Raw genomic sequence first — 12,747 nt, forward strand, 5'->3', positions numbered from 1 at the left:
GATGGCACGTCAGGAAAAGAAAAAAGACGTGGTTGTGGTCGGCCTCGGCTGGACCGGAGCCATCCTGTCCATGGAACTGGCGCAGGAAGGGCTTGAAATCGTCGCGCTCGAGCGCGGGCATGACCAGAACACGGTCCCGGATTTCAAATATCCCAACATGATCGACGAGCTGAAATACGGCGTGCGCCTGAAGATGATGCAGCGCGCCAGCCAGCAGACCGTCACGATCCGCCGCAACGCCGACGAAGTCGCCTTGCCCTACCGCAGCTTCGGCTCGTTTCTGCCCGGCAACGGTGTCGGCGGTGCAGGCACGCACTGGAACGGCCTGAACTGGCGTCCGCAGCCCGAAGAGCTGCGCCTGCGCTCCTATGTCAAGGAACGCTGGGGCGAGCAGATCATTCCCGAAGACATGCTTCTCGGCGACTACCCGATCCACTATGACGAGCTGGAGCCTTTCTTCGACCGTTTCGAGCGCATCGCGGGCATTTCCGGCAAGGCGGGCAATCTGAAGGGAAAGATCGTCGAAGGCGGCAATCCGTTCGAGGGCTGGCGTTCCAATGACTACCCGATGCCGCCGATGCACACGACCTGGGATGGACGGAAGTTCGCCGATGCGGCTCAGGGCATGGGGTATCACCCGTTCCCGTCGCCGGGCGGCATTGCCTCGACCGCCTATGTCAACGAATATGGCATGCAGATGGGGCCGTGCAATCACTGCGGTTTCTGCGAGCGTTTCGGCTGCTACCAGTATTCCAAATCATCGCCGCAGACGGCCATCCTCGATGCGCTGAAGCGCATGCCGAACTTCTCCTATCGCACGGAGTCTGAAGTTCTGCGCGTCGAAATGGCGCCGGACGGCAAGACCGCCACGGGCGTGACCTATTTCGACGAGGCGACGCAGGAAGAAGTCTTCCAGCCTGCCGATATCGTCATCCTGGCGTCCTTCTCGCTCAACAACGTGCATCTGGCGCTTCTGTCGGGCATCGGCCAGCCATACGACCCGGTAACGGGCGAGGGCGTCACCGGGCGCAATTATGCCTATCAGATGAACGGCGGCGTGACGCTCTTCTTCAAGGATGAGGAATTCAACCCCTTCATCGGCACCGGCGCGAACGGCATGTGCATCGACGATTTCGGTGTCAACCAGATCGATTTCGGACGGGAAGGCTTCATCGGCGGTTCGTACTGGCGCGCCGGCCAGACCAACGGCCAGCCGATCCGCAGCATGGCGCTGCCATCCGGTACACCGGCATGGGGCGGCGCGTGGAAAAAGGCCATCGCCGAATGGTACGGCCATTCCATGTCGATCGGCAGCCATGGTTCGCACATGTCCTACCGGACCAACCATCTCGATCTGGACCCGACCTACAAGGACCGTCACGGTCGCCCGCTCATGCGCATGACCTTCAACTGGAATCCGAATGATATCCGGATGACCCAGTACATGAAGACCAAGATGGAAGCGCTGGCCAAGACGATGAACCCCGACCTGATGCAGTCGTCCTTCAAGAAGGAAGGCGCGCAGTATGACGTGCGCCCATACCAGACGACGCACAATACGGGTGGCCATATCATGTCGGACAATCCGCGTGAGGGCGTGGTCAACCGCTATTCGCAGGCATGGGACAAGCACAATGTGTTCCTGACCGGCGCGGGCAATTTCGTGCAGAACACGCAGTACAATCCGACAGGTCTGCTCGGCGGGCTTGCCTATTCGACTGCGCATGCGATCCGCACGCAATACCTGTCCAATCCGCGTCCGCTGATCTGAGGAGAATGGTGATGAAGACTTTTCTTCGCATAATCGGCGCTCTCGTCGTCATCGGAATTGTCGCGCTGCTGGCCTTCATCTTCGTGCCGGTACAGCTGACGAAGCCAACCAGGGAACCGGCGGCGGACTGGAAACCCGCCGAAGGGCAGGGCCAGTATGTCATGTATGCATCGGACTGCATGGCCTGCCACACGGCGGAAGGCGGCAAGCCTTTTGCCGGTGGACGCCCGATTGCAAGCCCAATGGGTACGATCTGGACGACCAACATCACCCCGGACAAGGAAACCGGCATCGGAAACTGGACGCTCGATCAGTTCCGCGCCGCTCTTTATGACGGCATTCGTGCCGATGGCTCACATCTCTATCCGGCAATGCCTTACGAGAACTATCGCAAGCTGACCGAGGAAGATGTCCGCGCGCTGTATGATTATTTCATGCATCAGGTACAGCCGGTGAACAATGTCGTTCAGGAAACCAAGCTCGGCTTCCCGTTCAACATGCGTTTCGGCATTCGTGCATGGAACTGGCTGGCTCTCGGTCAGGAAGCGGGCTTCAAGGCCGCAGGCAAGTCGGAAGCACAGGATCGCGGCCAGTATCTGGTCGAGGGCCCGGCTCACTGCGCCGCCTGCCACAGCCCGCGCAATCCGCTGATGGCGCAGAGCGGCACGCAGGTTGGTGACAAGGACTTCCTCACCGGCGGCGTCGTCGATGGCTGGAACGCACCGTCGCTGCGCGGCGCAAATTCCGCCCCGCAGAAGTGGTCCATCGAGGAACTGGCGACCTATCTTGCAACAGGCCGCAATTCCTACTCCACGGCCAATGGCGAAATGGGCCTTGCGGTCGAACATTCGCTTCAGCATCTCACCGATGCCGACAATCTGGCGATTGCCGCATTCCTGAAGGGGATTGACGGTGCTGCCGTTGAAGTGCCGCAGGAGTTTGCCGTGAAGGCGTCCAAGGCGCTGCCAGCCGCCCCGGCTGATGCCGCCGGTGAAGCAACGACAAAGATGCTGACCGAAGCTTCTCCGGATATGCCGCTTGGTGCGCGGCTCTATCTCGACAACTGTGCTGCCTGCCATTTCGTGACGGGCAGGGGCGCTCCGGGTATCTTCCCCGAGCTTGCCGGTAATGATCTGGTGACAGGTTCGGAAACGCAGCCGCTGATCTCGATCATCCTGCACGGCGCCGAGGTTCCGTCCACGGCAAAGCGTCCGATGCGCCTTGTGATGCAGGGCTACGCCGACCGCCTGACGGACGATGAAGTTGCCGAACTGGCTACCTTCGTGCGCTCCGCATGGGGCAACAGCGCCGGGCCGGTGAAGGCGGCGGATGTTGCAACGGTCCGCAACAGCCAGACCCACTGACAACAAAGCGCCGATCTGACTGGATCAGATCGGCGCTCTGTCTCTTTATTTTGGGCGATCTTTCCCGAAAACCGTTTCACACTTTTCGGGATGCTCTTTAAAGAACGGCGGAATGAAAGTTCCGCCGTTTTGTCATTCAGGCGGCTTCGATGTCGCGCATCGGCGGGTTGCCGTAGAAGCGGCTATATTCGCGGCTGAACTGCGACGGGCTTTGATAGCCGACCCGATGGCCTGCCGTACCGGCGTCCAGCCGCTCGACCAGCATCAGCCTGCGGGCTTCGTTAAGGCGGAGCTGCTTTTGATACTGTACCGGCGTCATCGCCGTGATCGCCTTGAAATGGTGATGAAACGACGACGCGCTCATATTGACGTGTTCGGCAAGCTGTTCGATCCGCAACGGTGCGGCAAAGTTCTGGCGAAGCCATGCGATAGCCCGCGCTATACGGTTGGCCTGGCTGTCGGCGGTGGCGATGTTGATCAGTCGCTCGCCGCCGGGACCCGTCAGAAGGCGATAGAGGATTTCCTGTTCGATCAGGGGCGCCATCACCGGAATATCGTCGGGGTTGTCGAGAAGGCGCAGCAGGCGCAAGGCTGCATCCAGCAGGCCCGCAGGCGCGGCATTGACGGTTATTCCCCATTGATCGCCATCGGCCATCATCCGTCTGCGAACATCCACACGGCCGATCAGGTCGGTCAGTTTCTCGCTGTCGATGGCGAGCGCCAGGCACAGATGCGGCGCTTCCGGGCTCGCCTCCACCACCCGCCATGTGACCGGCAGGTCCAGCGACGTCACCAGATATTCGCCCTTGGTATAGTTGATCGTTTCGGAACCGAGGCGCAGCGATTTTGCGCCTTGCAGCACCATGGCGAGGCAGGGTCTGTAACTGCTGTGGCACGGTATGCTTGGCGTCGTGCGCCTGCTGATCGACAGACCTTCGATCGGCATGCGGTATTCGCCGTCCTGTGCGGTGAAACGCTCCGCGAGAGCGGCAAGCTCGTTATAGGTCTCTGTCAATGACGTCATGGATGATCCGGTTCAGACGATGTGGAATAGAGCAATTATTGCGCAAGCGGGTCGGTATCGGCAATCGCGAAACAGGCAGTTTTGCAGGATCGTGCAAGAAGCTTGCAGGATCGGTCTACCGCATCTGCCCGTGTCTCCGGCATATTCCGCCTGCTTCCCCAATCCAATAAATGGAGTCTATCATGGCCATAGCAAGAGGTTATGCTGCTACGGATGTAGACGAGCCGTTGGTTCCGTTCACATTTGAACGGCGCGAGCCCAACGCGGATGACGTGGTCATCTCGATCCAGTATTGCGGCGTCTGCCATTCCGACATCCATACCGTTCGCAATGAATGGAAGAATGCCGTTTATCCCATCGTTCCGGGACATGAAATCGCGGGCGTCGTGACTGCCGTCGGCGATGCGGTCACCAAATTCAAGGTCGGCGACAAGGTCGGCGTCGGCTGCTTCGTGGATTCCTGCGTCGGCTGCGCCAGCCGGGATGTCGACAACGAGCAATATCTTCCGGGCCTCATCCAGACCTACAACACCTTCGACGCCGAAGGAAAGGAACGGACGCAGGGCGGATATTCGGACCATATCGTCGTGAAGGAAGGATATGTCCTTTCCATGCCCGACAATCTCCCGCTCGATGCGGCAGCGCCGCTGCTTTGCGCGGGCATCACGCTTTATTCGCCGCTGCGTCACTGGAATGCAGGTCCGGGCAAGCGGGTCGCGATCATCGGCATGGGCGGGCTCGGGCATATGGGCGTCAAGCTCGCCAATGCCATGGGCGCGCATGTGACGGTGCTGAGCCAGTCGCTTTCCAAGAAGGAAGACGGTCTCAAGCTCGGCGCCCATGAATATTACGCCACCAGCGACGCTGCCACCTTCCAGAAGCTGGCCGGAACGTTCGACCTCATCATCTGCACGGTTGGCGTCGCCATCGACTGGAATGCCTATCTTGCGCTGCTCAAGGTAAACGGCACCATGGTTGTTGTCGGCGTGCCGGAACATATGGTGCCTGTGCATGCCTTCTCGCTCATTCCGGGCCGCAAGTCGCTTGCGGGATCGATGATCGGCTCGATCAAGGAAACGCAGGAAATGCTGGACTTCTGCGGCCAGCACAACATCGTTTCCGAAATCGAGAAGATCAATATCCAGGAGATCAACGAAGCCTATGAACGCGTCCTGAAGAGTGACGTGCGCTACCGCTTCGTCATCGACATGGCTTCGCTGGCAGCATGATGTAGCCTGGAGGAGAGGGCATTTCCCGTTTCAACCGAACATTGGAGATGCACGTCTATCCAGAAATGCAAAACCCCGGCCCATCGGTGCCGGGGTTTTGCCTTGGATAATCAGTGCCTGCGCAGGTTTTTCCATACCAGCGCGGCTGTCACCGTCAGAAAAGCCGCAAGGATCGTACCCTCTATTATAAAATACCAGTGCATGAGCGAAGCTCCTATGCCGGAACTCTGCCGCCGCCAGATCGAACGTTCGGTGCCCACGGAATTGCTGTTTGCGGTTCTTCGAGAATATTTCGCTTGAGGGCGAAGCCTGCTACCGCATGGCGCGCGACGTGCAGGGGTTTGAGACCGTTCTGCGCATCACAACATGCCTTCCATGTCATTTCATATATGACATCGCGGTCATGCTCCGGCCATTCATAAAGATAATCTATTGCATCTTCAACGCAGGCAATTTCGCGAATGAGATAGGGCCCATCCTTAACAAATACAGGGCTGTCAAACAAACGGTCGCTCATCAGAACCTCCATTTGATCGAACGAAAATGTTAGTGTGACGGCGTCGATTTAGTAAGCCGCCACGGCCGTTCAAGTGGCCGGAATAAAAAAGTTTTCAGCTTCTGGGGTTTAGGGGCAGGACCCTGTCAATTTGATGGAAATGGCGCCTGAAATGACAAGGGCTGCCAGGAGAGACGCACAGGCACATTGCTTATCGCTTATTACAAAGAGCTGAATTACACTCTGTCGGGCAGCATCTTGCGGTTGGGGGAACGCATCCTTGGGTTTTGACGAGAATACTCTGTTTTTTGCGGCGGGTATCTGCTCCCTGGCAGTGGCCCTGACGATCCTGAGTGTCTGGTACCAGAACTCCCGCGACAGCTTCCTGTTATGGGGTTGCCTTGGCATGATCCTGCTCGGCACGGGGGCGGTGCTTTATTATGCCGGTCCGTTGCCGCTGGCCACGGCCTCCATCATTGCCTTCACCCTCGAAAGCCTTGGCTTCATACTGCTGATCCTCGGTTCGCGGCAGATTTCGGGCCGTGCGGTTCGCAGCCGCTTTTTGATCGTTCTGGCGATTGCCGTCATCAGCGCGACGGTGCTGCCGATCCTGGCGGGACAGACGGGCACCGGCACGGCAATTTTCAACCTGACATCGGCCCTGTTGCTCCTGCTGACCGCGAAGGAATATTTCCATGTCTATCGCGAGGCGCCGGTGCCCGTGACAGGCATGATCGCGCTTTATGTCCTGACGGCGATCTCGTTCTTTCTGTGCGGTGCCGTGATCCTTTATGAACGGCAATGGGTGATGACCGCCATTCCCAGCAACTGGGCTGAAAATATCAATGCGATAACGGCCATCATCGGGATTACGGGCATTGGCGCCCTGTCGCTGAATTTCACCCAGTCGCGTATTGCGCGCCGCCATGCCAATGATGCGCGCACCGACAGCCTGACCGGTTTGCTGAACAGGCGCGCCCTTTACGATGTGCTGACCGACAATGAATTGCAGCTCGGGGATTCCGTCGTGATCTTCGACCTCGATGCGTTCAAGTCGATCAACGATACGCACGGCCACATCATCGGCGATGAGGTGCTTGGAACCTTTTCCAATGTCCTGCGCAGCCATGTCAGATGCGAGGCGCTGATTTCCCGTGTCGGCGGCGAGGAATTCGTCCTGGTCCTGCGGCAGAAGCAGAACAGCGAGGTTCTCGCCATGGCGGATGCGATCCGCAAGGCCTTCGCGGCGACAGTTTTTGAAGCTCTGGCCGGAGATTTTTCCACGACGACCAGTGCGGGCATCGCATTCTGTACGCCGGGAGACCGTGATTTCCTGACCGTGTTCCACCGGGCGGATGCCGCGCTTTATCGCGCCAAGCATCTGGGACGCAACAAGGTATGCACCGAACTGCACAGCGTCGCCTGAACCCTCTGGTCAGCAATGAAAATGGGCCTGAATTTCAGGCCCATTTCCTCTGGCTCGTCATGTGCCGAAGCGTTCTTCGCTGAGCGCCGCCGCCATCAAGGCCCTGGTATAGTCTTCGCGCGGGCGGTCGAAGACCTGTTCGGTGTCGCCCTGTTCGACGATCTTGCCGTTCTTCATCACGATCACATAGTCCGAGACGGCGCGCACGACCGCCATGTCGTGGCTGATGAAGAGATAGGACAGTCCATGGTCCTTTTGCAGGTCGCGCAGAAGCGTGACGATCTGCTTCTGGACCGAACGGTCGAGCGCACTTGTCGGCTCATCGAGCACGATGACGCGCGGTTTCAGGATCATCGTGCGCGCAATGGCGATGCGCTGGCGCTGGCCGCCTGAAAACTCGTGCGGATAGCGGTTGCGCATGGCCGGATCGAGGCCGACTTCCTTCAGCGCCTCCTGCGCGCGGCGGTCGCGTTCCTTTGCCGAAAGGTTCGGTTCGTGGATCAGAAGCCCCTCGGTAATGATGCGTCCGACCGTCATGCGCGGGCTCAGCGAGCCGAACGGGTCCTGAAAGACGAGCTGCAATTCACGGCGCTTGGGGCGCATTGCTTGCGGCTCGTGCGGCAATTCCTGCCCGAGATAGGCGATGCGGCCCTCGGAGGCTATCAGCCGCAGGATGGCGCGCCCCAGCGTGGACTTGCCCGAACCGGATTCGCCCACAATGCCGATGGTCTGGCCCTGCTTCAGCGTCAGCGAGACATTGTTGACGGCTGTGAGGTAGTTGGCGGCGCCAAGCCACGGCTTGCTGATGAGAAAATTGACCTTCACATTATCGGCGCGAATGAGAACCGGCGCATCATCGCGGGGAGGGGCTTTTTCGCCTTCCGGCTCGGCGTTGAGCAGCATCTTCGTATAGGCGTGCTCGGGCGCGGTGAATAGCTTTTCCGTCTCGTTCGTTTCGACCACTTCGCCGGAGCGCATCACGTAAACCCGGTCGGCAAAGCGCCGCACGATGCCGAGATCATGCGTGATGAAAACCACCGCCATTCCAAGCCGCTTCTGCAGATTGGCCAGAAGGTCGAGAATCTGCGCTTGAATGGTGACGTCGAGCGCGGTCGTCGGTTCGTCGGCGATCAGGATATCCGGCTCGTTGGCGAGCGCCATGGCGATCATGACGCGCTGGCGCTGGCCGCCCGACAGTTCATAGGGATAGCTGTCGATGCGGCGTTCCGGTTCGGGAATGCCGACGAGCCTGAGCAGTTCGAGAATGCGCGGGCGCGCATCCTTCTTGCTCAACCCGCGATGATAGCGGAGCGGCTCTGCAAGCTGGTCCCCGATGCGGTAAAGCGGATCGAGCGATGTCATGGGCTCCTGAAAGATCATGGTGATCTTTGCGCCGCGGATGGTGTTGAGCTTCTTTTCGGGCATGCCGATCAGATCCTGCCCGCGATAGAGCGCCTGGCCGGTAGCCCTGCCGTTCTGGGCGAGAAGGCCCATCATCGCCATCGTCGTCTGGCTCTTGCCCGAACCGGATTCTCCCACGATTGCGATCGTCTCACCCGCTTTGACATCGAGATTGATGCCGCGCACGGCTTCGACCGGGCCATCATGCGTGTCGAAAGTGACCTTCAGGTCGCGCACGCTCAGAATGTTTTCACTTGTCATCTCAGCGATCCTTCGGGTCAAGGCTGTCGCGCAGGCCGTCGCCAAGGAAGTTCAGCGCAAACAGGATTGTGGTCAGCGTGATGGCAGGCCAGATCAATAGCCAGCTGGCGCCGCGCATGTTCTGGGCACCTTCGGAAATCAGCAACCCCAGAGAGGTGAGGGGGTCCTGAACGCCGAGACCGAGGAAGGAAAGGAGACTTTCGAGCAGGATAGCCTTGGGCACCAGCAGCGTCACGAAAACGATGACGGGGCCCAGCGCATTCGGGATGATGTGGCGGGTAATGACGCCGCTGCGTGTCGCGCCGAGCGCTTCCGCCGCCTGCACGAATTCCTGCCGTTTGAGGCTCAATGTCTGCCCGCGCACGATGCGCGCCATATCCAGCCATTCCGTCGCGCCGATGGCGATGAAGATGATGAAAATGGATCGCCCGAAGAAGACGAGCATCAATATGACGAAGAAGATGAAGGGCAGCGAATAGATGATATCGACAAACCGCATCATCACATTGTCGATGCGCCCGCCCAGATAGCCGGAGATGGCACCAAAGGACACGCCGAGGATCAGCGACATGGCGGAAGCCAGCAGGCCGATGGCGAGCGACATGCGAACGCCGACGAAGATGCGGGTCATCAGATCGCGGCCCAGATTATCGGTGCCGAGCAGGAAATAGTTGCGCGTCACGTCGAGGGTGAGCTTGCCCGACAACCCATCGGACGCGATATCGATCTTGGGATTGCTGAACAGGTCGGAACGCTGGAAATAACGCAGCACGCGGTCATCTGTCGGGCGCTGTGAGGTGAAATTGACAACGACATTGTTGCCGGTCAATTCCGGTTCGCCAGCGGCTTTCAGCCGTGCACGGGCCAGTTCGCGTTCAAGGCCCGGCATGATCGTATCCGCGCGCGGATAGGCTTCGAGGCTCGGAGCCACGCGCACGAACTGCGGATAGATCTTGTCATAGGGATGCGGGCTCAGCATGGGGCCGAACACGCCCAGAAAAGCCATCACGAGAAGGGCGATGGCGCTCGCCGCGGCGGCCCTGTTCTTGCGCAGGCGCAGCCATGCATCCTGCCAGAGGGAGCGGCTTGGAACTTCCAGCCGGGCTGTTTCGGTCGGAACGGAAAGATCAGTCATAGCGAACCCTCGGATCAAGCCATGCATAGAGAAGATCGACGATCAGGTTGAAAACCACGATGAAGATCGAAATGACGACAACGGTTCCCATGACGAGGGTGTAATCGCGGCTGAGCGCGCCCTGCACGAAGTAACGACCGATGCCGGGGATGCCGAAGATCGTCTCGACCACGACCGAACCGGTGAGAAGGCCGGCGGCGGTGGGGCCGAGATAGGAAACGGCGGGAAGCATGGCGGCGCGCAAGGCGTGCACGCCGACAACCACGCGGGAAGGCAGGCCATAGGCGCGCGCCGTCCGAACGTGGTTGGCGCGCAGCGCCTCGATCGTTGCGCCACGCACGAGACGCGCAATGACGCCCACCTGCGGCAGTGCCAGGGTAAGGACCGGCAATATCCAGTAGGTTATATTGGCCGAGGACCAGCCGCCCGCCGGAACCCAGCCGAGGATGACACCGAACAGAAGGCTGAGAAGAGGGGCCACGACGAAGTTCGGCGTGGTGATGCCGAATGTGGCGAGCGCCACGACGAAATAGTCGATGGTCGAGTTCTGCTTCAGGGCTGCAAGCGTGCCGAGAAACGTTCCGATGATTGCCGCAAGCGTCAGGCCAAGCGTGCCGAGAACGATCGATACCGGCAGGCCGGAAGCGAAAAGATCATTCACGGAGAAGTCGCGGCGCGTGAAGCTCGGTCCAAGATCGCCATGCAAAAGATTGCCCAGATAAATCAGATACTGCTGCCACAGCGGCGCATCCATATTATAGGCCTTCTTGAGGTTTTCCAGGATCAGGGGGTCGATGGGCCTTTCAAGGTCGAAAGGTCCCCCGGGTGCCAGCCGGATCGCAAAGAATGTCAGCGTGATGATGATGAATATCGTGGGTATCGCACTACCCAATCGTCGGAGCGTATAGCCCAGCATGTTCTTTTCCCTTCTTTGCCGAACCGCCGTGCAGCGGTCCGGCAAATCCCAAACTCTTTGTTTTATGCATTTTCCTTATGCAAAACCGCTTCGCGCCTTTGACTGGAAAATGCTTCTTGGGCCTTGTTTTTGTTGTGTTTTCAGTTCTTCAAGGATAGCCAGCGGGTGCCGTGCGAATTCATAAGGTTGTTTTCATAACCCTGAACACGGTCGGCAACGAGCGCGGTGGACGAATAATACATCAGCGGAACGACCGACCCCTCGCTGAGGAGGATTTTCTCTGCGTCTGCGAGAATGTTTGCCCGGTCAGCGAGATTGGTCGTCGTGGCGGATTTCGCCATCAGCGCGTCGTAATCCTTGTTCGACCATTCGGCGTAATTGAAATAATTGCCGGTGGTATAAAGCTCCAGGAACGAATTCGGATCATTGTAATCGCCGATCCAACCGTCGCGGGTAATGTCGAACATCCCCTTTTCCTGAAGGTAGTTGTAGAAGGTCGTACCCTCGACCTCGTTGAGCGTGGCCTTGATACCGATATTGCCCAGCATATTGGCGATGGCCGCCATGGTATTCTTGTGGTTTTCCGAAGTGTTGTAGCGCAAGGTCACCGAAAGGCTTCCGGGCTCGACACCGGCTTCCTTCAGCAGCGTTTTGGCCTTGTCCTCACGGTCCAGAACGTCCGCATCGGCGAAATCCAGCTTCGGAGCGTCCTTCACGTAATTCACGATGCCGGGCGGCACCATGGAACTGGCTGGGAGCATGACGCCGCGCCAGACTTCATCGGCGAGGAAATCACGATCGATAGCCATGGAAATGGCCCGGCGCACACGCGGATCGCGCAGCTTACTCGACGGCTCGCCCTTGATGTCGATATAATAGATCCCGAGATAGGGGGCGAGGCGGAACTGGCCGCTCAGGTTCTTCTTCACATAGTCCATCTGCTCGGCCGGAACATCGGAACAGATATCGACTTCCTTCGCTTCAAAACGGCGCATGCAGCTTGCACGGTCTTCAAACGGTATCCAGTTCACTGCATCGATCTTCACATTGGAAGCATCCCAGTAGTTGGGGTTCTTCTTCATGGAAATCTTATCATTGGGATTGAAGCTGACAAGCGTATAGGCGCCATTGGTTACGAGATTGCCGGGCAGGGTGAACTTGTCCCCGAACTTCTCGACCGCTTTCCGGTTGAGCGGAAAACCGGTCTGGTGGGTGAGCAGTTCCAGAAAATAAGGGGCAGGGTTCTTGAGCGTGATCTGCAATGTTTTGTCGTCAAGCGCCTTCACGCCCAACTGGTCCAGCGGCATCTTGCCGGTAGCGACTTCCTCGGCATTCTTGATGGCATATAGGACGCTGGCATATCCCGCGGCGGTTTTCGGGTCCATGATGCGGTGGAAAGTGAACTCGAAATCGCCAGCGGTGACGGGGTCGCCATTCGACCACTTGGCGTTCTCACGCATGTGGAACGTGTAGATGAGGCCGTCTTCGGAGATGTCCCATGAGGATGCGGCGCCGGGAATGGCCTCGCCCTTCTCATTTTGCACAAGCAGACCTTCATAAAGGTCGCGCAGGACACGGTTTTCCGAAACTGTGGTCGTGTGTTGCTGGTCCAGCGTGGCGGGATCGGTATCGTTGCCCCGGTTGAGCACTGTTTCTGCCGATGCGGCACCTGCCAGCGCCATCAGGCAAACGCCTGTCATCAAAATTCCGCGAACCATGAAAAA

10 protein-coding genes are annotated in these 12,747 nt (G+C 58.8%); 4 read left to right on the forward strand and 6 right to left on the reverse strand.

The window, feature by feature from the left end:
* Nucleotide 1 precedes the first annotated feature (1 nt).
* Together JNC63_RS00085 and JNC63_RS00090 are read left to right on the forward strand one after the other, a co-directional pair.
* Nucleotides 2–1,771: a GMC family oxidoreductase gene (locus tag JNC63_RS00085; RefSeq protein ID WP_006471349.1), complete on the forward strand. Its 1,770-nt coding sequence runs from the start codon at nucleotides 2–4 to the stop codon at nucleotides 1,769–1,771.
* An 11-nt stretch (nucleotides 1,772–1,782) separates the two neighbouring features.
* Nucleotides 1,783–3,135 carry a cytochrome c gene (locus tag JNC63_RS00090; protein ID WP_006471348.1) on the forward strand — a complete coding sequence of 451 codons (1,353 nt, stop codon included), beginning with the start codon at nucleotides 1,783–1,785 and terminating at the stop codon, nucleotides 3,133–3,135.
* Between the two features lie 136 nt (nucleotides 3,136–3,271).
* Here JNC63_RS00090 and JNC63_RS00095 read toward each other — a convergent pair whose 3' ends face one another.
* Nucleotides 3,272–4,159: an AraC family transcriptional regulator gene (locus tag JNC63_RS00095; protein WP_006468871.1), complete on the reverse strand. Its 888-nt coding sequence runs from the start codon at nucleotides 4,157–4,159 to the stop codon at nucleotides 3,272–3,274.
* A gap of 182 nt (nucleotides 4,160–4,341) precedes the next feature.
* On the opposite strand from JNC63_RS00095, the gene JNC63_RS00100 reads away from it, so the two are divergent.
* Nucleotides 4,342–5,388, forward strand: a complete 1,047-nt coding sequence (locus JNC63_RS00100; RefSeq protein WP_063620421.1) for an NAD(P)-dependent alcohol dehydrogenase — start codon at nucleotides 4,342–4,344, stop codon at nucleotides 5,386–5,388.
* Between the two features lie 214 nt (nucleotides 5,389–5,602).
* Here the strand turns inward: JNC63_RS00100 and JNC63_RS00105 are convergent, their stop codons facing one another.
* The gene (locus JNC63_RS00105; RefSeq protein ID WP_063620422.1) at nucleotides 5,603–5,905 is read right to left on the reverse strand and encodes a DUF982 domain-containing protein; all 303 of its coding nucleotides are present in this window, start codon (nucleotides 5,903–5,905) and stop codon (nucleotides 5,603–5,605) included.
* A 259-nt stretch (nucleotides 5,906–6,164) separates the two neighbouring features.
* Here JNC63_RS00105 and JNC63_RS00110 point away from each other — a divergent pair, with 259 nt between their 5' ends.
* A complete protein-coding gene (locus JNC63_RS00110; protein WP_063620423.1) occupies nucleotides 6,165–7,310 on the forward strand; it encodes a GGDEF domain-containing protein in 1,146 nt (381 codons plus the stop codon).
* A 57-nt stretch (nucleotides 7,311–7,367) separates the two neighbouring features.
* Here the strand turns inward: JNC63_RS00110 and JNC63_RS00115 are convergent, their stop codons facing one another.
* The 4 genes from JNC63_RS00115 to JNC63_RS00130 form a co-directional block, all read right to left on the reverse strand.
* On the reverse strand, nucleotides 7,368–8,972 hold the full coding sequence (locus tag JNC63_RS00115; RefSeq protein WP_006471343.1) for an ABC transporter ATP-binding protein: 1,605 nt from the start codon (nucleotides 8,970–8,972) through the stop codon (nucleotides 7,368–7,370).
* 1 nt (nucleotide 8,973) lies between these two features.
* On the reverse strand, nucleotides 8,974–10,107 hold the full coding sequence (locus JNC63_RS00120; protein ID WP_006471342.1) for an ABC transporter permease: 1,134 nt from the start codon (nucleotides 10,105–10,107) through the stop codon (nucleotides 8,974–8,976).
* Nucleotides 10,100–11,023, reverse strand: a complete 924-nt coding sequence (locus tag JNC63_RS00125; RefSeq protein ID WP_021586012.1) for an ABC transporter permease — start codon at nucleotides 11,021–11,023, stop codon at nucleotides 10,100–10,102. Before JNC63_RS00125 ends, JNC63_RS00120 begins: the two co-directional genes overlap by 8 nt.
* Nucleotides 11,024–11,163: 140 nt before the next feature.
* On the reverse strand, nucleotides 11,164–12,741 hold the full coding sequence (locus JNC63_RS00130; RefSeq protein WP_021586011.1) for a peptide ABC transporter substrate-binding protein: 1,578 nt from the start codon (nucleotides 12,739–12,741) through the stop codon (nucleotides 11,164–11,166).
* Nucleotides 12,742–12,747 lie beyond the last annotated feature (6 nt).

Origin of the sequence: Brucella ciceri (assembly GCF_041930145.1) — a bacterium.
Taxonomy (GTDB): Bacteria; Pseudomonadota; Alphaproteobacteria; order Rhizobiales; family Rhizobiaceae; genus Brucella; species Brucella intermedia.